Origin of the sequence: Thomasclavelia cocleata, assembly GCF_900102365.1 — a bacterium.
GTDB lineage: Bacteria > Bacillota_I > Bacilli_A > Erysipelotrichales > Coprobacillaceae > Thomasclavelia > Thomasclavelia cocleata.
On record NZ_FOIN01000008.1, the window covers coordinates 33,656 to 57,242 of the forward strand.

At 27.1% G+C, this 23,587-nt stretch carries 19 protein-coding genes and 1 other annotated feature; of the genes, 2 read left to right on the forward strand and 17 right to left on the reverse strand.

What is annotated here, in order from left to right:
- Window position 1 precedes the first annotated feature (1 nt).
- Genes BMW96_RS05035 through BMW96_RS05085 form a run of 11 tightly spaced genes read right to left on the reverse strand, consistent with a single transcriptional unit; the run spans window position 2 to window position 12,317 of the window.
- Window positions 2-1,309, reverse strand: a complete 1,308-nt coding sequence (locus BMW96_RS05035; RefSeq protein WP_092353149.1) for a WG repeat-containing protein — start codon at window positions 1,307-1,309, stop codon at window positions 2-4.
- Between the two features lie 10 nt (window positions 1,310-1,319).
- Entirely contained in the window at window positions 1,320-1,982 is a 663-nt protein-coding gene (locus BMW96_RS05040; RefSeq protein WP_157796061.1) for a prepilin peptidase, read from the reverse strand.
- Between the two features lie 14 nt (window positions 1,983-1,996).
- Window positions 1,997-3,223, reverse strand: coding sequence for a TadE/TadG family type IV pilus assembly protein (locus tag BMW96_RS05045; RefSeq protein ID WP_092353153.1), 1,227 nt, complete (start codon window positions 3,221-3,223; stop codon window positions 1,997-1,999).
- 19 nt (window positions 3,224-3,242) lie between these two features.
- Complete coding sequence (locus tag BMW96_RS05050; RefSeq protein ID WP_092353155.1) at window positions 3,243-3,902, reverse strand: hypothetical protein; 660 nt, start codon at window positions 3,900-3,902, stop codon at window positions 3,243-3,245.
- Window position 3,903: 1 nt separating this feature from the next.
- Complete coding sequence (locus tag BMW96_RS05055) at window positions 3,904-7,365, reverse strand: DUF5702 domain-containing protein (protein WP_092353157.1); 3,462 nt, start codon at window positions 7,363-7,365, stop codon at window positions 3,904-3,906.
- A gap of 16 nt (window positions 7,366-7,381) precedes the next feature.
- Complete coding sequence (locus tag BMW96_RS05060; protein ID WP_092353159.1) at window positions 7,382-8,074, reverse strand: TadE/TadG family type IV pilus assembly protein; 693 nt, start codon at window positions 8,072-8,074, stop codon at window positions 7,382-7,384.
- A gap of 39 nt (window positions 8,075-8,113) precedes the next feature.
- A complete protein-coding gene (locus BMW96_RS05065; RefSeq protein WP_092353161.1) occupies window positions 8,114-8,329 on the reverse strand; it encodes a Flp1 family type IVb pilin in 216 nt (71 codons plus the stop codon).
- A gap of 17 nt (window positions 8,330-8,346) precedes the next feature.
- Window positions 8,347-9,216, reverse strand: coding sequence for a type II secretion system F family protein (locus tag BMW96_RS05070; protein WP_092353163.1), 870 nt, complete (start codon window positions 9,214-9,216; stop codon window positions 8,347-8,349).
- A 1-nt stretch (window position 9,217) separates the two neighbouring features.
- Window positions 9,218-10,003 carry a type II secretion system F family protein gene (locus BMW96_RS05075; protein WP_092353165.1) on the reverse strand — a complete coding sequence of 262 codons (786 nt, stop codon included), beginning with the start codon at window positions 10,001-10,003 and terminating at the stop codon, window positions 9,218-9,220.
- A 12-nt stretch (window positions 10,004-10,015) separates the two neighbouring features.
- Window positions 10,016-11,254, reverse strand: a complete 1,239-nt coding sequence (locus BMW96_RS05080; RefSeq protein WP_092353167.1) for a CpaF family protein — start codon at window positions 11,252-11,254, stop codon at window positions 10,016-10,018.
- 4 nt (window positions 11,255-11,258) lie between these two features.
- Window positions 11,259-12,317, reverse strand: coding sequence for an AAA family ATPase (locus BMW96_RS05085; protein ID WP_092353170.1), 1,059 nt, complete (start codon window positions 12,315-12,317; stop codon window positions 11,259-11,261).
- A 285-nt stretch (window positions 12,318-12,602) separates the two neighbouring features.
- Between BMW96_RS05085 and BMW96_RS05090 the strand changes: the two genes are divergently transcribed.
- Window positions 12,603-12,935, forward strand: a complete 333-nt coding sequence (locus tag BMW96_RS05090) for a helix-turn-helix domain-containing protein (RefSeq protein ID WP_092353172.1) — start codon at window positions 12,603-12,605, stop codon at window positions 12,933-12,935.
- Between the two features lie 324 nt (window positions 12,936-13,259).
- Here the strand turns inward: BMW96_RS05090 and BMW96_RS14625 are convergent, their stop codons facing one another.
- From BMW96_RS14625 to BMW96_RS05115, 5 genes are all read right to left on the reverse strand, one after another.
- Complete coding sequence (locus BMW96_RS14625; protein ID WP_257607918.1) at window positions 13,260-13,427, reverse strand: transposase; 168 nt, start codon at window positions 13,425-13,427, stop codon at window positions 13,260-13,262.
- A 196-nt stretch (window positions 13,428-13,623) separates the two neighbouring features.
- The gene (locus BMW96_RS05100) at window positions 13,624-15,183 is read right to left on the reverse strand and encodes an AAA family ATPase (RefSeq protein WP_092353174.1); all 1,560 of its coding nucleotides are present in this window, start codon (window positions 15,181-15,183) and stop codon (window positions 13,624-13,626) included.
- 456 nt (window positions 15,184-15,639) lie between these two features.
- Window positions 15,640-18,036, reverse strand: a complete 2,397-nt coding sequence (leuS, locus tag BMW96_RS05105; protein WP_092353176.1) for a leucine--tRNA ligase — start codon at window positions 18,034-18,036, stop codon at window positions 15,640-15,642.
- Window positions 18,037-18,071: 35 nt separating this feature from the next.
- Window positions 18,072-18,279, reverse strand: a binding site (T-box leader).
- A 55-nt stretch (window positions 18,280-18,334) separates the two neighbouring features.
- Window positions 18,335-20,206, reverse strand: a complete 1,872-nt coding sequence (locus tag BMW96_RS05110) for an ATP-binding cassette domain-containing protein (protein ID WP_092353178.1) — start codon at window positions 20,204-20,206, stop codon at window positions 18,335-18,337.
- Window position 20,207: 1 nt separating this feature from the next.
- Window positions 20,208-22,046 (reverse strand): ABC transporter ATP-binding protein/permease, encoded by a 1,839-nt coding sequence (locus BMW96_RS05115; RefSeq protein ID WP_092353180.1) that lies wholly within the window; start codon window positions 22,044-22,046, stop codon window positions 20,208-20,210.
- 38 nt (window positions 22,047-22,084) lie between these two features.
- Between BMW96_RS05115 and mnmL the strand changes: the two genes are divergently transcribed.
- Complete coding sequence (gene mnmL / locus BMW96_RS05120; protein ID WP_092353182.1) at window positions 22,085-23,026, forward strand: tRNA modification radical SAM protein MnmL/YtqA; 942 nt, start codon at window positions 22,085-22,087, stop codon at window positions 23,024-23,026.
- A 24-nt stretch (window positions 23,027-23,050) separates the two neighbouring features.
- Here the strand turns inward: mnmL and hpf are convergent, their stop codons facing one another.
- The gene (gene hpf, locus BMW96_RS05125; RefSeq protein WP_092353184.1) at window positions 23,051-23,581 is read right to left on the reverse strand and encodes a ribosome hibernation-promoting factor, HPF/YfiA family; all 531 of its coding nucleotides are present in this window, start codon (window positions 23,579-23,581) and stop codon (window positions 23,051-23,053) included.
- Window positions 23,582-23,587 lie beyond the last annotated feature (6 nt).

Genomic DNA, 23,587 nt, shown 5'->3' on the forward strand with positions numbered 1-23,587 from the left:
CCTAGTCATAATTCATAAACGCATACAATTGGATACACTGCCAAATTTCTCCATTTTTAATAATTAAAATGCCATTACTATTCATTGTTTTAACATCATCAAACATTGGTTCTAAAATAACATCATTATTTTGATCAATTACTCCCCAAACACCATTATCTTTATAACCTGCAACACCATTTGCAAAAGAACGAGCATCTTCATACTGATATTTAATTGCTAATTTCCCAGCAGTATCAATATATCCCCATTTATCCCCTTTTTTCACTGCTGCATATTGATTTCCATTAAATGCTCTAACATCATCAAATTTTAATTTTCCAATTCTTTTACCATCAATACCAATCAAATAATACTTTCCCTTTTCTTTTACAAAAATACTTTTTGTATTAGCACAAAAACCATTTTCATCTAATACTATTTCATCAAACTTAAACTTTGTAATCTGCTTTAGTTCTTCATTAACCAAAGCCCACTTTTCACCTCTTTTAACAGCTGCTACACCATTGCAAAATGGTGTGGTATAATCATATTCCATCCTATATTCATTAAAACTACGGTCTATCCAGCCATATTTATCGTTATAACAAGCAGGAGCATATCCACTTGTAAAATTACCTAAATAACTATATACATGATCCCCTACTAGTTTTTTATAGCCACTTTCATCTATGTAATGCCACAAACTCCCATCAAAAACAGGAGTTACTCTTTCTTCATAACTAAAGCATCCTATCTCTTTATAAATACTGTCTACTATTATGCTGCCAGTATTATTCATCAAGCCCCAGGTTTCTCCTTTTCTAATTGGTAAATAACCACCACGCCATTGAGTTACATCTTCTACATATGCCCCAACCACTTGATAAAATGATTTATATGATTCAAAAAGAGTATTTATTTTTTTGCTATTTATTACTCCTTTAGCATCTAAAATTGTTTTATATGCTTGTTGAAAATTTCCGTTTCTTTCATAATATTGAGCTAACTTTAAATATGCTGTTTCATTTTCTTCATTAGAATTTATAATATTTTTTAAAATTGATTCAAACTGACTATTATTTCCTAATTTAAGATAAGAATCAGCAAGTTTTATTTTTACATCTATATTAGAGGGATTACTTTTTGAAGCTTCACCATAGTATTCTATTGCATCAATATATATTTCTTTTTTATATGCTTTATCGCCAAGAGTTACATTTTCATTAAATGCTGTATCAATATTATCAAAGTTGTTTACAAAACTGATTGTTCCAATTAAAGATATTCCAATTATTAAAATTGTAATATATCTCATATCCTTATTCATGATTTTCCCCCTACATTAAGTTAATGATAAAATTTACCAGCATTCCAATATAAATAAATGGTGCCATCGCAATAAAATCCTTAAGCTTAACCTTTCTTAGTATCAACATTACAATAGAATATACAAATGATGCTAATAATGTATAAAAGATTACATTTAAAATATTTGCACTACCCACACATAATCCAATAATTGTAATTAATTTAACATCACCTGCTCCTATTCCCCCACGAGAAACGAGCATGGAGATAAAGAAAATAATAAATGCTGCTCCTCCACCAATTAGAAATGATAAAGCAAATGCTTTTGCATTATCAATTTGTAAAAGTATTTGATAGCAATCAAATAAAGCAACTACTATTAATAGAATAATACATAACATATTAGGAATAATTTGCTTTTTAACATCAATACAAACAGCAACAAATATAATCGTTATAACAATCAAATATTTATATAAACCGATAAAATCTAAGTCTAAATCCACAAACATACAATATCCAAATATCCCTAATAACAATATTTGAACAGCTAACAAAATATTTTGTTTACTTATTTTAAAACAATCTTTAATATTAAAATTAAATTTATCCTTTAATTCATCATATTGGAGATAACTTGAAGAAAATATATATAAAAACAACATAACTAATATAAAAATTAACAATCTCATCATTTTTATCCTACCTATTCTTCATAATAATTAACTCTTATTGTTATTCCTTCATATTCCTTTGCAACTTCATTAGCATATTTTTGAGCTTCTTTGATAAATTTACTATCTTTAGGAATATAAATATCAATTACACCATTTTTATTTTTACTATCTATATTTAAAACCTTCCCGTTTTCCATATTTACTGTTTCGGTTTTTTCCATATAATCAACTAATGATTTTGCTTCATCTTTCAGTCGTTTTTTAAAATTAACTTCATTTAATGAAATACTATTTCCTTCACCATTTACAACATAAGAAGGATCATTTGTATTTATAGAAATAATTTGAGTAAATGTATTAGTATTTTTATCATATAAATCAAAACCATGTGTTTTATTTGTATTTACAGCTAAAGCTGAATTTTCGTCTTTAATTTTTCTAACTATTTCTTTTCCTCTTTGTAATTGTGGTTTGTCCCATATATTTGATTTTACTTCTTCTAGTTTTGTTTCTTTTGACCAGGCAGCTGTACTAGCTGTTTGTTTAAATGTAAACTTACGATCACCAATTAAAGGTATTTTATAATCAACAGTATAAATTGCAGTTAAATTAATAGTTCTACCATCTTCCATAATACTTGAAAGGGAAAAATTTAAACCACTCATACCATTTTCTACACCCATATCTCTTAAAAACTCATCAGCACTTTTATCACCTGATTCTAAATATTTAGGCATCAGAATATTGGCTACAACAGGAGCAATTATTTTAGAGTTAACAGTATTTTTAATTTCTCCTTTAATAATAGAATAAATTGCATTTAATACTTCTGTAGGATCTTCAGCTACAGATTTATATTTATTAGCTAATGATTTTCCAGCTTCTAAAATACTTTGAGCATCATCTTTAACTGTACTAATTGTTTCTTTTAAATCACTAACTGTCTGGTCTTTAGAAAACAAACTGCCACTAGAAGTTACATCCTTAGATGCGTTTTTTATCATATTTGTAAAATCCCCAGTTTCTTTAATCAACTCATCAACTGGTTTAGTTGGATTTTCTATGGTATCTCCACGATGAAAAATATACATGTATTGAGATAGTTCTTTAGCGGTTTGATTCAATGCATATTGAACTTTACTTTCTGCTCTAACCAATGTTGAAAGCGAAGTAATTCCTAGAAAAGCAAACATAAAGATTGTTAAAGCAATAGTTGCTTCAATTGTAACTGAACCTAATTCCCTTCTAGTCTTCATCCACTTTTTCCCCACTTATTTAATCATTCTCTTCGATCATTCCAATCATCTCTTCAGCTATTTTTGCTAATTCATCAGGTTCTATTTCTGTTGAACCTACAAAGAATTCACATGGTATCTTATTTTCATCATCTAAAAATAAGTGATATACAGCATACTTACATACTTCACCACCTGAATCAACAGCTACTCCCTTATCTAGTAATGCTTTTTTATCTCCCACTGTTGTTTCTTCAAATTGATCATTATAAACAACATCTCCACCATTTGGATATATTAATCGCAAATTTGAACTTCGATCGTTTTTTAAGTCTTCACGAATGTCAGTTATCATAAAATTAGGATTTAATTCCTCATTAATTTTTGTTATTGTAATTAACGTTCCTAATTTCTCGCCATCTTTAGTAATCATTTTGACAGAATTTGAGCGTATACTACTATTAGTGTTTTCATAATCAATAGGTAATTTCATCTTATACCTACTTGCCCTCAACACATATTCTTCTTCATACCCTTTAAAATATTTACTACTAATTTTAGTACTATCTTTTTTATCAGTATCTTTTATTTCCTCAGTTTCATTATTTTTATTATCAGCAGTTTCTTTATCATCACTACTACAAGCTGTAAACATTAATAAACAGCTTAAACAAATTAATAACTTAAACCTCTTTTTCATCTTAATATCCTCGTACACTTTCATAATTTAATTTTCTTGATTTTTTATTTATACTTCTAAAATCAAAATCTTTTTGTCCTTTTTCATTTTCAATAATTGGTATATCTAAAAATGTTGTTTCTACATCAACATCCCCATTAATTGTAATAATTGTATACATCTTTGAAAGATCAATATTTTTATCTTTACTTTTCAGATTAATCCCAATTAAATTAGCAGTTCGTTGTAACATCGCATCACGTTGAGAGTTCTTATTACTATTATCAAAATTTTGTAATAAAACAAATAATTTCAAATATTCTTTATAATTCATTGTAAAACCTGCGCCAGCTGAACTATTCCCTTTTTCTGATGTATCAGTAGTATTTGATGAAATTGATTGATTAAATTTATCAAAAGTTTTATTTATTTCTTCTGTTGCTTCTGATTTCAAATCCTCACTATAATTACCAGCAATTTCTTGTATACTATTCTTTAATTCATTGCCTACTCCTGATATACTTTCATTAACTAAAGAATTAATCTTCCCATGAATATCAATAATTTCCAACTCTAAATTTTTATTCATTTCTTCTAACACTTTGGTCAATCCAATTTTTTCATTAATATATTTATTTTTTAAATTTAATATTTCTTTTGCAATATTTTTAATAGGGATCAACTCAAAAATTTTATTTTTAATCTGTTCACTGATTTTTCCACCAAAACTATTATTCTTAATTTTATTTAAAATACTTTTTAATTCCTGTTCTATATCTGTTTCTGATAATTCCAGATCATTACAAATAATTTGTTCTGCCTTTTCAAATATAGCTGAAGAAATTATACTTTCAATATTTTGAACCATATCGCTACTAACTTTGTTAATATACTCATTTAAATTATCATTAACACTGTTAATTGCATTATCAGTGATTCCTAAAATTTTATCAGTAATACCATCTATTCCACCAACTACTGCATTTGTTACTTCTTCTTCTGCAAAATTTACGACCTCTTCAATAAATCTATTAGGTTTAAATACAAAAGTATCCTTGGTTTTTATAAAAGCAACATCTTTACCATCCATTAATGCTTTAACATCAATCGTACTTTCACCTAATGCAAAGCCGCAAACTATAATCGTTTTTATCACTGGTATCATAAAAGGCATAGAGCCTGCAATACTAGCTGCCGTAGTTCTTGCAGTAGAAGTAATTTGAGTATCAGTCATAGCATATAATAAATTAAGTACAAATCTCGTTGTATATAGTTTAGACTTCATTGCCTCAATATTTGCTTGTGGGGTATCCATTCCACATAGAATATATTCAACTTCACTTTGATAAAACGGATTAGTACTTGTGCTTTTACCAGCTAAAGTAACATCATTTTCACCTGATTCACTTGTATAATGACTAAACATTTCTGTCATGTATTCTGATATATATAAAGTATCTCGACTATTTTCACCATCAAAAATATATCTAAGATTTGTAATTGATTTTAAAAATGAGCCCATACTATTAAAATAATTCATAAATTTTTCAGCTGTTTTATTTTTATCATATTTACCTGATTCAAAATTATTAACCTTTTCACTACTATCAGTTTTTTCTATATAACCACTAGCAGAGCTGATTGAACTATCAGCATTACTAAGCGACTTATTTTCTGCTGATGGTTTAGCACTGCTTAAAACATGATCCAGCTTGTCTTTCTTACTTTCATCACCAGTAATATTTTTACAAATACTCTTTAAATACTTATAGAATTTATCTTCTTCATCAATTACTATTGGTTTTGTTCCAGAAAAACCACTTGTTTTATATTCAGAAAAATTTTCTTTAATTTTTTCTTTTTCTGTATTAGGTTCAATGTCAAAATTTTTAGTCTTTAATGACTTGTATAGCTTTTTACCATAAAGTGTTCCAACATTCTTATCATCTCTAAATGATTTTATAAAACTATCAATATATTCCTTATATTCAGTTACTGTGTTTTGCAAAGTTTTTAATTTATTTTTATCTAAATCTCTAGCACTACTTTCAAACTCTGCTTTCATTGATGCTTTGTATTCACTTTGAGCTAAATCATCAATAGCATTTTTATAATTTTTCTTTGCTGATTCAGCTTTATCAATTGCCTTTTTTACAGCATTTAATTTTTTATCTATCCCATTTAATTTAGATTTAATAATAGTAAGCTGTCCTTCTATTGCCCTAACAGCTTTTGAAACAACTTCAAACTTTTCATTTATCTTAGATGAATAATCAGTAATCTTATTATTATTTTGAACTTGATAAATAATAGCATTTTTATCCTCAAAATTTTGCTTAAAACTTTTTATCTTCTCATACTTTTCCTTATATTTCTTGTCCTCTTCACTTTCTACATAATTTTTATCTTTATATTTTTCTTTCATTTCTTTGTCATAATTATCACAATATTGTTTACAGTAATAATATAACTTATTATATGAAGGATATTTTTCTTCTAAAGCTTTAACCGCATTATATATTGTTTCTGGATAATCATCAGAATTTACATTTTTTAATGCTAATGCATTTGTTAAAGCACTTTTAATTTTCTTTAAATCACTACTCTCTTTTTGATTTGAATCATCAAGATATTTTTCTATATAACTATATAAATCCTCTTGAGAATACTTCGTTAATTTCTTTTTATCATTATCACTTAATTTAGCTTTTTTATATTTATTAACTATATTATCTTTTTTATTATGAAGACTTAAAACTTTACAAATATAATCTATTTGAGAACCATTTATATCTCTTAAAGTATTCAACATATCATCAATTGATGTTCCAAGTAAATCATTATATTCATTTATCGTATCATATGCTTCTTGACATTTCTTTCCTATCTCTGATATCTTGTCTTCATATTCAATTTTTTTATTTACTGCTTCAGCTTGTTTATCAACATCACCTAATGTTTTTAATTTAGTAATTAATCCTGTTGCAAGACTAACAGGTCCCCGATATTTCATATATTCAATGATTTGATTTTTCATTACATCAGGATTTGTTATTTGTGATTCGTTTGCACCAGCAATACTTAAATTATTTATAGCACTTATTTTTACTAGATTATCAAATTGCTGTGTATTAGAATCATTCATAAAATTTTTAAAACTATTAATAATATTTAGTGATATGGCATCACTACCTTGAATCATTGAAGAACTTTCTAAATTATTATTAAAATACATTTCTGCCTGATTTACAAAACTATTTGGATCATCTTGAGTAGCTAACAAACCATAATTATCATAAAGTTCATCATGAAATTCAGATAATAAAGCATTAAAAACTAGATCACCTGAACTAGTAACTATTGTTTTAGCAGCATCTAATCTAGCAGCATCAAATACATAACCGCCAAATACAAATGAGGGCAGCATGATAATAATTAAAAATACAGTTACTCCACCTCGACATTTTTTGAGTAAAAAATCCACGTATTTTTCACCTCCCTTATTTAAATTTTAAAAATGAAAATTGTTTTGTGATTTTGTTTATTACATCTTTTGCATTATCTGATATTTTACATTTTTTGGCTAAATATTCTCCTAAATCAAATACAATATCAGTATTTCTAAGAAATTCAGAACTATCACTAACAAAAGCTACTGTACTAAATTGTTTATTTATCTCAGTCGGTAAACCTAAAAAATTAAAGAAACGTGGTAATTTAACTTTGCTATTAACAATAACTTCAACTTTATTAGATAATATGTTTGATTTAGATTTAATTTCAACATTTGTTATACTAGAATTAATATCAAAATAAGCTTTAACATCCATTACCCTTTTTAATTTGGTACTAGCCACACCATCAAATTTTCGTTCTCCTATTCCCCAATAACGATATGGATTTAAATCATGATAAATTTCTTTAATTAATCCAGCATCAAAACTATTTACCCCTTCAAAATCAATTTTATTAGTTTCAATTTCTCCATATTTAGGATAACCAGATTGTATCATTATCCTACTTGCAACATCAGCTACACGATCTGCTCGAGATTGTAGAGTTGCCAATTCTAGTTGATAATAGCCCATGATAAATAAAAAACATACAATAATAAAAACAATCGGCATTATAATAGAAGCTTCTACGATTGTAGCTGCTCCTTTTTCTTTTTTTAATTGTTCAACTACTTTCATAAAAGCTCACCTATAAATATTTACCTGTCCAACATGAACCTACCCGTGTGAACCTAATCCACTAGTATCCCCAATTTGATCGAATAAATTATTAATCAACTCCATAATCCTATCTTTAAATAACCATGCTATTGCTACTGCAATAACAACAATTAAAATTACTGCTACAATATCAGCTGCCCCTCTTTCTTCATTTAAAAAATCATTTAATCTTTCTTTTAATAAAAATTTTTTCACTTGTAAGTATGCTAACATTTTCTCTTTCTCCTTTTCTAAAACATATTTGTAAACAATGGAACTATAATTACAATTAAAATTCCCATAAAAATTATTCCAGTTGGAATCAGTAATTTTGAATCAGCAGCTGCTCCTTTTTGAATAGTGCGCTGTTTTTTTTCATTCCAGCTTTCTTCTGATAACTCTCTTAATGATTTCGCTAGTTCGCCACTTCCTTTTTCTAAATTTTGTTCAATAACAGAAATAAATTTTTTAATTTCCTTTACATTACATTGCTTTGAAAAATTCATCAAAGCTTCATGGGTTGAAAATCCATTATTCATTTCGTCTTCAGCTTTCTGCATTTCTAAATAAAGTTCATGATTACTATTAAAAGCTATTTTTGCCCATGCCTCTTTTAAAATAAGCCCAGTATTGATTAATAAAGCCATCTTAGATAATACTGTAGGTAAATCTTTTAATAAATTTTCATGACGATTATTTACTGCTTGTAAAACTGTATAATCAATGTAATATGCTAGTATTAATCCACATACAAAAGACAAAACAACAATCTCAATACTATCTACTATTAGTGCAAACATCATACCTATTGGAATAATTGTAAGAACATATGAAATTTGCCCTGCAACATTAACATATAAAAAATATTCTGCATCTTCTTGTCCTTTAATTTCAATTAAGTTTTTTAATTTCTTTTGAAAATAAGAGTTATGTAAATCTAAATTAAATTTCTCAATTGCACAAAAACCGATTTGAAACAATCCTGGTAAAAAATATTCATCACTATCAATATCTGCAATTTGTTCTTCATATTTTTCTTTAGAAACAATCATTAAATAAAGCCAAAATAAAGTAAATAACAAACCTATTATTAATATTACAATTTTTATTCTTAATGTCATTTTATACCTCTATCTTGATAATTTTTAATCCTAATCGATATGCAAGAATAAAAATTATCAGTGCAATTATTTTAGTAGTAATAGTTGTAAAATTAAGTGCCATAATAGCATCAAACCCCATTGTCTGCATCATTGCAATAATAATAAACGGCATTAAAATAATTATATTTAACTGATTTTTATTACCAGCAATAATTGTGTTGATCTCTAATTCAATATCAATTTTTTGAGTAATTATTTCTTTACAATCATTAATAATTACTTTTAAATTTCCACCTAATCTAATACAAGTACAAAAGGTATCACAAAAATCCTTTATATCCTCTAAATGACTTCTATCAGCAAAATTCATTAATAAATTTTCAATTACAATATTATTGTATAAACCACCTATAATAATATTAACTTCCTTAGTTATATACGCATTTTCACCATGTTGACTAATCATATCTTCTAAAGCATTATTAAATGCATCATTAACGTTATCTCCTGCTGCTAATGAATTATTTAATGAATCCAATAAATCCCTAAATTCCAATAACAATTTTTTCTTTCTTTTATCAATAAGATATTTTCTGTATACTGGTATTGCTTTAAAGCCAAAAAATATTGCAATAACAAAACTGATAATAACAATCCCAAAGAATATCTGAATTGCTAGAAAAGCAATTATAAAGCCAATAAAAAAACCAATAAGCTTTTCTTTAATACCAATATTGATATAATCATAATCTATTGCATCAGTATAAATTCCCTCAATTAATTCATATTTTTCTTTTTTAAACATTGTTCTTTTCCTCTAAATTTCGATATTAAATCCTGCTAATTTTAATTTATACGTATTTTTAAATTCATTAGAGGTTCTTGATAAGCTTCCTGATACCTTTTCCAATGTAGTATTTTCATCTTCAATAAATTGATAAATTGGATTAAGAATTATTTCTCCATTTTCATATCCTAATACTTCACTTATTTCCATAGTCTTTCTTGAATGATCTCGCAATCTTGATAAATGAATAATAATATCTAAAGATGAAGCAATTTGCTGTCTTACTGCCTCTAATGGCAATCCCTCTGAACCTGTTAAAACCATTGTTTCTAAACGACTTAACATATCTTTAGTGGAATTAGCATGACCTGTAGATAAAGAACCATCATGACCTGTATTCATGGCTTGAAGCATATCTAATGCTTCACCCCCTCTTACTTCCCCAACTATTATTCTTTCTGGACGCATTCTTAACGATGATTTTATTAAATCTCTAATACTTATAGCTCCTGCGCCTGTCGTATTAGCATTTCTAGTTTCCAAACTGACTAAATTTTCAATTCCTACAAGCTGTAATTCAGCTGAATCTTCAATAGTTATAATTCTTTCTTCTTTGGGAATATAATTGGATAAAGCATTTAAAAAAGTTGTCTTCCCTGATCCTGTTCCTCCAGAAACAAAAATATTGTATTTAGCTTTCACTAAACATTTTAAAATCTCTGCTATTTTAGGTGTAATTGAACCAAATTTAATTAATTGTTCCATTGTCATTGGTGTTTTAGAAAATTTACGAATTGTAACAATTGGGCCATTTAATGAGATTGGTGGTAAAACAACATTAACACGTGAGCCATTAGGTAAACGTGTATCTACAATCGGATTTGCCTGATTTACCTCTCTTCCTGCTAATCCTACAATTTTTTGAATTATATCTTCTAGCCGTTCCTCTGATTCAAACTTTTCTGCCAGCTTTGTCAATTTCCCACTTTTTTCGATAAAAATATTTTCATGTCCATTTATCATTATTTCAGTAATATTGTCATCATTAATAATAGAGTCTAAAATATCTAGTCCCCTAATTGAACTATAAACACGATTTATCAAATCTACTTGTTCTTTAATTGATATATATACTCCCTTTGTAATTTGTAAGATAATCTCACTAATCTTTTCTTGTAATAAATCATCTGTAAATTCATTAAGTGAATACTCTTTTAATAAAATATCTTTAGTTCTTGCTATTACTTCATTTTTATATTCTTCATCCATATATCTATAAATTAGTTAAAACATTTTTAGATACTATTTCATCAATCAACATCTTATCATCAGATGCATTATATTTATTTACTATAGCTAGAACTGGTATTTCTTTATTTTGAATAGTATTATTAAAAGACGAACTCATCTTATTATAAATAATCCCAATTTTTTGACATATACTACTATTTTCTCTTTTGTCTACTAAAGATAATGAATTAATCAATTTTAAAAACTTATAATTACCTATTTTAGTGCCATCTACAACAAACCTTAAACTATCGCTTAAATCAAAGATAGTTTTTTCAACTATAGAAAAATCAATATTTCGATCAATAATAATATAATCAAACTCCATTTGTTTAAGCGCAGTAATCAATTTATTAATATCATCTATATTATTTATTTCTAATTTATCCAATAAAATAATCGGCGAAGAATAATAAAACACTCCATTATCATCTTTAGATAAATTTTTTTCTAGTTTTGAAGCTAAATTCATATCATCTTTTTTTAATAAGAATACGACATTACTAAAACTTGTATCTTGATGGTTTTTAAAATAAACATCAGTACTATCAAAATATTCTAAATTCAAATATAAGACTTTAAATCCCTTTTTAGTTTTAGAAATAGCTTCACTAATAGCAATCGTTGAAGTTCCTGTACCCCCACTAAATGATGTATAACTTATTATTTTAGCCTGATTGGAATTTGTTTTATTTATACTTATTCTTTCAAAACATTCCTCATACAAATTTAATATTTCCTCTAAAAAATCATTTATTTTTTGAAATTTATTAATAGCTTTAAAATTATTGATTTCACTTATTTCTTTTGATTCACTAAAATATCCTTTAGCAATTTTAATATCTGCTATTTCTTGAAAATCAAACATTAGTTTATTAACAATCAAGACATGTAAATCACTTAAATTAATTGACTGTAATAAAGTTTCTTTAGAAGTAAAAATATATAAATCTAATTTTTGTCCATAATTACTTTTTAAAGCATTTGAAATTTTATTGAGATATACTACGTTATTATCTAATAATGCAACTTTTATCTTCACATAATCCCCCCTTATATCCTATATATTACTAATAAAAGGACATATTGTCAATATTTAGGACTTATGGTATATAAAACATCTTTTATATTTTTATGTTTTAAATTATTTTTTTGGAGAATAATATAATATATTTGACTATTATTATGTATTTATATTATAGATAAACATTAAAAATTAACCTTTTACTATTTTATCCAAAGGACTTATTAAACACTTTCAAGACATACAGTAACTTTATATTTTATGATTTTATAGGTATTATGTATATAATTTGGAGATGATTAAATGGACTACACTAAACTTGGAAATAATATTAGAAAAGAACGACTAAAACAAAACCTAACAATCGAAGAATTAGCCTATAAAGCTGATATTACCCCCAATTATTTAGGTAAAATTGAAAGAGCTCAAAGCAAATTAAGTCTAGAAGTACTTATAAAAATTGCTAATGCTTTAGGAATTACATCTGATGATATTTTATCGCATGAATTTAAAAAAGTTCCCCAACAATTTATAGATACACTAAATAAAAATCTTATTGTCTTATCACAAAAAAATAGTGAATACATAGAGTTATTAAATGTTATGATTGATTTTCTAATTAACAAAACAAATTAAATAATATATTAAAATGAATAATAATAAATTAGATGCAGGGTAATTTAATAAAGTTTGAATTACTCTTTTAATATTCATGTTATAATAAATTCACATATAAAAAAGAGGCTGTAACGAAATAACTTTTTAAAAGGAAAGTTGTTCGTTCAGCTTTTTTTCTGCAAAATAAAAAGCAATTACCAACTATAATTGCATCTATTACGATATTTAATAATATTTTATGTTATTTTGACTGCTTTTTGGCTGTTTTTGAGCGCAATGAGGGTATCGTCAGCTCCCCCCTATTTTCAATGTGACATTTCATCGAGTTATCATTGATTTTCACTAATTTACTGGCTGTTTTTTCTCTTTCTTTAGTCTGTATTTGTGATATTTCTTTAAATTATATCCTATACACACCAGTAAAAATTCCATTTTCACGTTCTCTATTCCTCTTCTCGTGAATCTTGTGAATTTCATATCTTCTTTTATTACTCCAAACTCACTGGACAGGTTTTCATCGACAACTGCATAAAACTCGTCTAAAACTGCATTTCTGCTTACTGTTTTGTTTTCACCTTTTCCTTTATTTTATTTCGTTACTGCCCCCATTAATACTTTTATTGATTTGTAAAATCGCACATGGACCAGTTTTAACATAAACTAATGTAAGTTATGGAAACTAACCAGTTATCTGTGATTTATAATCCTAAACCAATTCCTCTATCTTACATGTGTGTTTCTTTGTTTGCATATCATAAGCTATTCCTATTATTAATAAATTATCTTTATAATTCTCTAATCCCTTTGGATATTTCTTTTCTTTAATTTGACTGATGGCGGTTTCAACATCCTGTTCCCATTTTAATTCAATAATCATTGCTGGTTTATCTCCTTTAGGAATAAACACCATATCTGCAAATCCTTTCCCACTTGGCATTTCTCTTACAATTGTATAATAGTTTCTGGCATTCATATATGCAATTGATATGGTATATGATAACGCATTTTCATTATTATATGTTAATATTGATGTATCAAGATGGGCCTCTTCTATATATTTTGCAACTGCTTCTTCATCTTTGTTCCATGTCGCTTCTAACAATGCCTGACTATTTAATAATGCTTTTGTTGTTTCATTCCATGATGAATCTTCAATCGAAGCAGTAAATGAACTTGTGACTTCTTTATTTGGAATATAGCATGTCTGATTTAAACTGTTATATCCTAGATATCCAAGATGAATAAGCAATGTTAAAACATCATCCTTTGATTTAAATGTAGTCATATCATTTTGAAACTTATTTACATTAAGATAAACATATTCTCCTGCCAGTAACTTTACAACATCATCTTTTAATCCATCAAAATTCATATCAATATAAATCTGTAAAGCTTCATATGTTTCTGTTACACTCCAGTAGTTTTCATATTTTCTATCAATCAATGAAAAAACAACTGAACGATGATTATAAACCGATAATTCTTCTGTCATTTGATAACCATCATACCATTCTTTCATTATATTATAGTCCATATTATATTTTTGACATAAATCTTGAACTTCTTTTTCTGTAAAACCCATAAAATCTTCTAATGGTGTAGGATTGAGCATAGATACTTCTTTAAACATATTTAAAGCACTATGTGTACCATACTTTTTAATTGGCAAGATCCCTGTCATATAACATAATGATACATATGGTTTATCCTTTAATAAATCTCTAAGAAAATCCAGATATTTTTCTTGAGCACTTCTATCTTCCTCGTATTCTCTAAAAATACAATCCCATTCATCAATAATAAAAATAAATGATTGATTTGTCTGCACATATACATCATCTAAAGTTAATGATAAATCTGTTTCATCAAACAAATCTAAATTTAAATATGCCATCTTTATTTCACGAACCAGTAGTCTAATCAATAGTTCTATCATCTTTTCAACACTTTTTGTTTTACTTAAAAAGCTTTGCATATTTAAATGAATAACATTATGCTGATTTAAATGTTTTTGATATAACTCAGTTTCACTAATTTTCAAATTATCAAATAATTCTAATGAATCACACCCTTTAGAATAATATGCAACTAGCATATTTGCATCTGTACTCTTTCCAAAGCGTCTTGGACGAGATATACATATGTATTTTTGTGGTGTTTTCATTATTTTATTTGTATAATCTATCAATAATGATTTATCTACAAATATCTGTCCATTTTTTGTTTCTATATATTCATTGTTTGCTGGATTTAAATAAATTGCCATACATATCATCCTTTCCTTAGATTATTATACCATTTTTTTGTTTATTAATCATCTTTATTTTATGCTTATCACCACATTCATTTCCGCCCGCCTTTGTTAGTCGGACACAAATATTTTATTAAAAATGATTTCTCTCCAATTATTTTTGTAGTATTCGATAAAAGATGCGGTATACTACAGAGTACGCAGAGGAGAGTAGGTCTCTCATCAGATGAAAAAAAGGAATATCTTTATAAACATTCCAAAGTCAAAATATAAATCATTCTTTAAAAACATACATACGAATCTCTTTTTTTAGCAAATCGCAACTACACCATTTTTTGCATCAAAATATAATAATTTATTATAAATCACGTGAATTTCACTAAGATAAATGGTGTGGCAAAAAAAGCAGAAAAACATTGATGTATTCAATATTTTTTCTACTTTTCTTTATGTAAGTCTACATATCTTATTTTATTTAACGACAATATTGACGATTTTATTTTTAACAACTATCACTTTTACAATATTTTTACCATCAATATGAGCTTTAACATTTTCTTGTTCAAAAGCAATAGCTTTAACCGCTTCATCATCCGCATCTTTAGCTACCTGAATTTTAGCTCTAAGTTTACCATTTACCTGGACACCCATTTCAACAGTTTCACTTACAAGCATATTTTCATCATATGTAGGCCATGATTCATATGCAAGAGTATTTTCATTACCTAACATCTGCCACATTTCTTCACAAATATGTGGTGCAATACAAGAAAGCATCTTAATAAAATTAAATGCATATTCTTTGTATACAGATGGTGCTTTATAACATTCATTAATAAAGATCATCATTTGTGAAATAGCAGTATTAAATCCTAATGTTTCAAAATCATCAGTTACTTTTTTTACAGTCTGATGATAAACACGATCTAGACTATGATCATTTTCATCACTTAATTTATCTTGTTCAATAAATAAACGATATACTCGATCCAGCCATTTACGTGAACCATCTAATCCATTTGTAGACCAAGGAAGCGCTGCTTCTAAAGGTCCCATGAACATTTCGTATAATCTTAGTGAATCAGCTCCATGTGATGCAACAATATCATCCGGATTAACAACATTTCCACGTGATTTAGACATTTTTTCATTATTATCACCAAGAATCATTCCTTGATGGAATAATCGCTGCCATGGTTCTTTGCATTTAACTACTCCAGCATCATATAATACTTTATGCCAAAAACGAGAATATAATAAGTGCAATACTGCATGTTCTGCCCCACCTACATATAAATCAACTGGTAACCATTTTTCTAACAATTTAGAATCACATATTGCTTCATTATTATGTGGATCAATATAACGAATATAATACCAGCATGAGCCAGCCCATTGTGGCATTGTATTAGTTTCACGTCGTCCTTTTTGACCATCAATCTCTACTTCTAACCAATCTTCACAATTAGCTAACGGTGATTCACCACTATCATGTGGTTGGAAGTTTTTAGTTGCAGGAAGTTCTAATGGTAATTCTTCAACAGGAACAGTCTTCATTGTACCATCTTCCATATGTACAATAGGAATTGGTTCCCCCCAGTAACGTTGTCTTGAAAATAACCAATCTCTTAATTTATAAGAAATTTTCTTTCCACCACAGTTATGTTCTTCTAACCAGACAATCATTTTATCAATAGCTTCTTGTTTTTCAAGACCATCTAACCAATCAGAGTTAATGTGTAAACCATCTTCAATGTAAGCAGCCTCTTCAACATTTCCACCTTCTAATACTGGAATAATATCAATTCCAAATTTTTTTGCAAATTCCCAATCTCTTTCATCATGAGCAGGTACTGCCATGATAGCTCCTGTTCCATAACTAGCTAGAACATAATCTGAAATCCAAATTGGAATTTTCTTTCCATTAACAGGATTAATAGCATATGCCCCTGTAAAAACTCCAGTTTTATCTTTATTTAATTCTGTTCTTTCTAAATCAGATTTACTAGCACAGCTTTTTTTATAAGCTTCAATTGCTTCTTTTTGTTCAGGGCTAGTGATTTCTACTACATATGGATGTTCTGGAGCCATGACACAATAAGTTGCCCCAAATAAAGTATCACAACGAGTTGTAAATACAGTAAATATTTTATCAGTTCCATCTATTTTAAAATCAACATTAGCTCCAATAGATTTTCCAATCCAATTACGTTGCATTTGTTTTGTTGCTTCAGGCCAATCCAAATCATCAAGATCCTCTAATAACCTTTCAGCATATTCCGTAATTTTTAGAACCCATTGACGCATTGGTTTACGAATAACAGGATACCCTCCACGTTCACTTTTACCATCAATAACTTCTTCATTTGCAAGAACTGCCTTAAGTTCAGGACACCAGTTTACTGGAATTTCATCAACATAAGCTAATCCAGCATCATATAACTTAGTAAATATCCATTGTGTCCATTTATAATATTCAGGATCACTAGTCGCAATCTCACGATCCCAATCATAAGAAAATCCCAATGATTTAATTTGTCCCTTAAATACTTCAATATTTTTTTTCGTAAATTCTGCAGGGTGATGTCCAGTTTGGATTGCAAATTGTTCTGCTGGTAAGCCAAATGAATCAAACCCCATTGGATGTAAAACATTATATCCTTGCATTCTTTTCATTCTTGAAACAATATCTGTTGCAGTATATCCTTCAGGATGCCCAACATGAAGACCATTTCCTGATGGATATGGGAACATATCAACACAATAATATTTAGGTTTGCTATCATCATAGCAATCTGTTTTAAATGTCTTATGTTCATCCCAATATTTTTGCCATTTCGGCTCGATTTCTTTGTGATTAAACGGCATTTTATAATTCCTCCTTAAAATAAAAAAGTCCTCCATCTAAGGACGACTTAATATCGCGTTACCACCTTAGTTCAAAGTCAAAAAGACTATGCACTCAAAACTTTAACGCAGTTAACGACAGTGACTACTTGATTCACCACTGCATCTCCTAGGTGAGTTCATAATCTGTTTCATCAGTTTCCACCACCCACTGACTCTCTATGAAAAACATAAATTACTACTAGTCCTATTCATTGATTTTCTTTAATACCTAAATATTATATCACAAAACTAACTAGATGCAACAAAATTCAGCTTTTTAATATCTTTGATACTTTAATGCTTTTACAGGATCTAAATTACTTGCAAAACGTGCTGGAAAATAACTACTGATAACCCCAAAAAATAATGCTCCAAAATATATTAAGCCTAATAAATAATTATCTACCTGGATAAATGATTGAGATAAATCTAACTGTAATCCTTCTTCAATAAACTGGTTAATAAAACCAATTAATTGACAAAAAGACAAATATGAAACTAAAAAAGCAATATTAATCAAAATAAAGCTTTCAAATAAAACTAATAACTTAAGTTGTAATTTACTTGCTCCTAAACACTTAAATATACCAATATCTTTTGTTTTTTGAACTGCTGACAAATATAATACTTCTCCAATTAAAAAACAAGCTGCAACAACCGCTAAAGAAGAAAATAAAATTAAAATACGTTGAGTCTGTAATAAAAAATCATTTATTTTATTACTAATATTTTCTCCTGCAACTTTAAATTCTAAATTAAAATATTTCTTTTTTAATTTCTTTAAACAACTATTTACATTTACTTTATTATCAATATTAATCATTCCAATCGAAAAATATATCTGATCAAGATTAATATTAAAACATTCACTTACATGTTTTACATTTGCCAGCTCATTAATATAAATAGTATCAAAAATCGTATTTTCTCCACTAATTCCAACTACTTTTAATCTTACTTTTTTGACACTATCTCCTTGTAAATAATAACCATAAACATACCGATTTAAAAGTTTTTTATAATCTTGCTTCAAATGAACAGCTGTTGTTTTTGATAAAATGATTTCATAATCACTTTTAATGTTTCTTCCTATTTCCAATTGATTATTCTTTAATTCTTTAGTCATATCACTTATATATATCGTTCTATCAATATTATAGTCTTTCTGTACAGAAATTCCAATAAATTCAAAATCTCTCATTTCACCATATAAATATGTAATATCCTGATTATTTGTTAATTCTACTAAATCTTTATAATTTAAACCTTTTCTACTAATACTTTGTAACGATACTAATTGGTTAGGAAAAATATTATTAAGTTGTTTTTGAATTTGCTGTTGTAATGAACCACTTAATGTAAAGGTTATCATTATACATATTAGTGCCATCATGAGACCAATAACAATTTTAGTATTTCTTCTAAAATTAGCACGATATTGCAACAAAGATAATTTAAAAAGATTTAAAGATGACTTTTTTTCTTTTAAACGATAATAAAAATTATTATCCTCTATATTATGATATTTACCAATTAATTTACCATTTTGGAAAGAATATATATAATCCCCATACTGACTAGCCAATTGTTCATCATGTGTAATCACAATTACTAATCGTTCCTTAGCTTCCCGTTTTAAAATATCAAAAATTATTTTAGCATTATTTTCATCTAATGAACCTGTAGGTTCATCACAAAGTAGGATATCAACATTTTTGATCATCGCTCTCAATGCTGCTATTCGTTGTTTTTGTCCTCCTGATAATACATTTACTTTCTTTTTTGAAACATTAATTAAATCTAATTTTTCTTCACGATCATCTATTTCCCTCTTAAATATAATTTGACAAAAAAACTTAGGCAAAAAATAATTCTGCCTAACATTTAACCAATTAACTAAATTAAAATTTTGAAAAATAAATCCAATATGTTTTCGACAATAATGTTTTATTGTTTTAATATTTTGGTGATCAAACAATATCTCTCCATCATAATCCTGATCTATACCACCCAAGATATTTAATAAAGTTGTTTTCCCACATCCTGACTCACCTGATATTACTACCATACCATGACTTGGAAAAATAATTGATAAATTATCAATAATCAACTCATCATATCGCTTATATAGATTTTTTATCTCTAACATCTTAATCCTCCTTTAACAAGATACTAGTATTCATCTTACTGATTTGTAAGCTTGATAAAACTCCTACTCCAAAACATGCACTTGTATAAACAAAAATCATAATTATATATATATCGTATGATGAAATCATAAGTTTAGGTAAAATAAAAAGATTTGGCAGGTTAAATAATTTATCACTAATATTTAACATATTTATAATTCTTAATAATAGTTCAGCTAAAACAGAACCTAAAAAACCAATTATACTTCCAATCAAACTAGTTTCTTGGCTAAATAGTTTTCTTGCTTTATTTAAAGGTAATCCATTTGATAACATTAAAGAAATATCTCTTTTACGCTCAATTAAGATTGTTTTTAAAATTATAGAAATCAAAATTAAAGAAATAATAAAACTAATTATCAAAAAACAAATTACAACCATTAACGCCATCTCAAATAAAGTTTGATAACTATCTAAATAATCTTGATGAACATTAATTATAAAATAATCATGTTCATATTTTTTTGATAACTGTTTAAAATATTTACTCTTTATAATCAAAATACTTTTATTTGTTATCTTATCTTTTAAATCCAAATCAATAAATTTATCACTAAAATAAATATTGGTTCCATTATTTATATAATCCTTTATAATTGCACTTACACTTAAATAATAAGTATTTTCATCAATGATAAAATATAGTTTATCATTGATATCTAAACTATATTTATGAGCAGTTTCTTGATTAATCATGATTTGATTATTTTGACTTGGGAACTTACCATTTAAATATTCAATATAATCACTATCATGTACCTGATAACTTTCTAATTGTAATTCCTGATCAGTTTTAAAAATTCCAAAGCTAAAATCCAATTTATAATTTAAAGAAGTTACTAAGCTATCATTTTTCAAAACATTAATCTGCTTATCAGTAAAATTTATTTCATTATAATCCTTTTTACTAATTTCAATTATTTCTTTAATTGGATTACTTTTTAAACATGTATTAATATAATTCCAGCCTCCATTAATTCCACTTAAAAGCAGTACAAAAGCAATAATCGTGAATAACTGAGAACAAAACATCATTACAATTTTCTTTTTTTGATATAATAATTGCCTTTTTAAATAAAATTTTATTTTAATTAGTGGACTACTTACTTGTTGATATAAATATTTATGATATCTAGTTTCTTGATCAAAGTTATAATTATTTTGATGACTATCAAGATCTATAATCATTTTAGAGTATTTGGTTATTAATTGATAATTGTGAGAAATAACAATAACTAAATGCTTTTTGGCATAAAACCTCAAAAATTCCATTACTTCACTAGCCAATAATTCATTCAATGCTCCAGTTGGTTCATCAGCTAATAATATTGGGGTATTACAAAGAAAAGCTCTAGCCAATCCTACCCTTTGTTTCTGTCCTCCAGAAAGTTCACTTGGAAAACAATCCAATAACGGAGTTATCTTTAATCTTTCTGTAATTGTTTTTAAATAATTTAAAGATACTGTTCTCCCCTTTATTTCTGATAATAAAATCAAGTTTTCATAAACTGTTAGAGATTCAATCAAATTATAGAATTGATAAACATAACTTATATAACTTTGTTGATACTTGTCTATTTGTGAATAATTCAGCTCACGCCCATCAATCAACACTTTACCATTACTAGGTTTTTCAATCCCTGCAATTAAATTTAGTAATGTTGATTTTCCACTACCACTTTTACCTACAACTGCTACTAATCCAAAACGTGGAAAATTTATTGAAAGATCATTAAGTACTAATTGTTTATGTTTGCCAAATTTATAAAATTTTGTAATATGCGAAAGTTGTAATACCATATTTTTCTCCTTATGTTATAATATTTGCGGTGATAAAAATGAATTTATTTAAATATAGTAATGATAATAAGCGTTATCATACTTTTAATTATTATTTAAAAAACAAGTACCATAATAAAGTTGCAAAAGTTAGTCTTAATGCTGGGTTTACATGTCCTAATCGTGATGGCAGTAAAGGTATAGGGGGATGCATTTTTTGTAGCAACAGCGGCTCAGGAGATTTTGCTGGAAATGTTGAAAAATCACTTGAGCAGCAATTTTGTGATATTAGTAAAATTCTTCAAAACAAGTGGCCAGGATGTAAATATATTGCCTATTTTCAGGCTAACACTAATACATATGGTCCTATAGAAAAGATTAAAAGCTGTATTGAACCTTTTTTAAATAAAAAAGACGTTGTTGCAATTAGTATTGCTACACGTCCTGATTGTTTAGAAGATGATGTTTTGCAGTATCTATCTACACTTAATTCTAAATGTGATTTATGGATTGAGTTAGGATTACAAACAATTCATGATGAAACTGGAAAAATAATTAATCGTGGTCATACCTATAAAGAATTTTTAACTGGCTTAAAAAAATTACGTCAACATAAAATTAATGTTTGTGTACATATTATTAATGGTTTACCATTCGAAACAAAAGAAATGATGCTTCAAACTGTTAAAGAAATTGGTAAATTAGATATTCAGGCTTTAAAAATTCATATGCTCTATGTAATAAAAAACACAAAATTATATCAACTTTATTTAAACAGTGATTTTGAAATGCTTTCTCGTGAAGATTATATCGATTTAGTAACTGAACAGCTAAGTTATTTACCTGATAATATTATTATCGAACGTCTTACTGGGGATGGTAATGTAAATGATTTAATTGCTCCCTTGTGGTCAATTAAAAAGGTTACGATCTTAAATGATATTGACAAACTAATGGTTGCTAAAAACTATTATCAAGGTTGTAATATTAATTCAAAATAAAAAGCCCTTTAGGGCTTTTTACTATTATTCATCTGTTTCAATTAAACCATAATCACCGTCATTACGACGATAAACAATACTAATAGAATCACTTTCAGCATCACGATATACGAAGAATGAATGACCGATTAGCTCCATTTGCATAATTGCTTCTTCCATATCCATTGGTTTAGGAGTAATAGCCTTCACTTTTACTAATACATCATCTTCAGATTCAACATCTTCAATTGAAGATAGGTTGAACGCAAGTTTATTATCTTTTGATTTACGACTTAATCTTGTTTTGTACTTTCTAATTTGTCCCTCTAATTTGTCCACTACTAAATCCATTGCAGTGTATAGATCATCATCAACTACTTCGGCTCTTAAAAGTACATATTCAGTAGGAATCGTAACTTCAAGTTTTTGTCCATAAGGATAAACTCGACATAAAACTTTTGCTTCAACATTGTCACTAACGATAAAATATTTATCTAATTTAGACAGCTTTTCTGATACTTTTGCTTCAATAGCTTCTGTGATTTCAATGTTTTTTCCTCTTACTGAGATTTTCATATGAAT

Excerpts from the sequence above, each read along its gene's own strand:
- BMW96_RS05035 (WP_092353149.1), bottom strand. The coding sequence starts at position 1,309 with ATGAATAAGGATATGAGATATATTACAATTTTAATAATTGGAATATCT.
- BMW96_RS05040 (WP_157796061.1), bottom strand. The coding sequence starts at position 1,982 with ATGAGATTGTTAATTTTTATATTAGTTATGTTGTTTTTATATATATTT.
- BMW96_RS05045 (WP_092353153.1), bottom strand. The coding sequence starts at position 3,223 with ATGAAGACTAGAAGGGAATTAGGTTCAGTTACAATTGAAGCAACTATT.
- BMW96_RS05050 (WP_092353155.1), bottom strand. The coding sequence starts at position 3,902 with ATGAAAAAGAGGTTTAAGTTATTAATTTGTTTAAGCTGTTTATTAATG.
- BMW96_RS05060 (WP_092353159.1), bottom strand. The coding sequence starts at position 8,074 with ATGAAAGTAGTTGAACAATTAAAAAAAGAAAAAGGAGCAGCTACAATC.
- BMW96_RS05065 (WP_092353161.1), bottom strand. The coding sequence starts at position 8,329 with ATGTTAGCATACTTACAAGTGAAAAAATTTTTATTAAAAGAAAGATTA.
- BMW96_RS05070 (WP_092353163.1), bottom strand. The coding sequence starts at position 9,216 with ATGACATTAAGAATAAAAATTGTAATATTAATAATAGGTTTGTTATTT.
- BMW96_RS05075 (WP_092353165.1), bottom strand. The coding sequence starts at position 10,003 with ATGTTTAAAAAAGAAAAATATGAATTAATTGAGGGAATTTATACTGAT.
- BMW96_RS05080 (WP_092353167.1), bottom strand. The coding sequence starts at position 11,254 with ATGGATGAAGAATATAAAAATGAAGTAATAGCAAGAACTAAAGATATT.
- BMW96_RS05090 (WP_092353172.1), top strand. The coding sequence starts at position 12,603 with ATGGACTACACTAAACTTGGAAATAATATTAGAAAAGAACGACTAAAA.
- BMW96_RS05100 (WP_092353174.1), bottom strand. The coding sequence starts at position 15,183 with ATGGCAATTTATTTAAATCCAGCAAACAATGAATATATAGAAACAAAA.
- leuS (WP_092353176.1), bottom strand. The coding sequence starts at position 18,036 with ATGCCGTTTAATCACAAAGAAATCGAGCCGAAATGGCAAAAATATTGG.
- BMW96_RS05110 (WP_092353178.1), bottom strand. The coding sequence starts at position 20,206 with ATGTTAGAGATAAAAAATCTATATAAGCGATATGATGAGTTGATTATT.
- BMW96_RS05115 (WP_092353180.1), bottom strand. The coding sequence starts at position 22,046 with ATGGTATTACAACTTTCGCATATTACAAAATTTTATAAATTTGGCAAA.
- mnmL (WP_092353182.1), top strand. The coding sequence starts at position 22,085 with ATGAATTTATTTAAATATAGTAATGATAATAAGCGTTATCATACTTTT.
- hpf (WP_092353184.1), bottom strand. The coding sequence starts at position 23,581 with ATGAAAATCTCAGTAAGAGGAAAAAACATTGAAATCACAGAAGCTATT.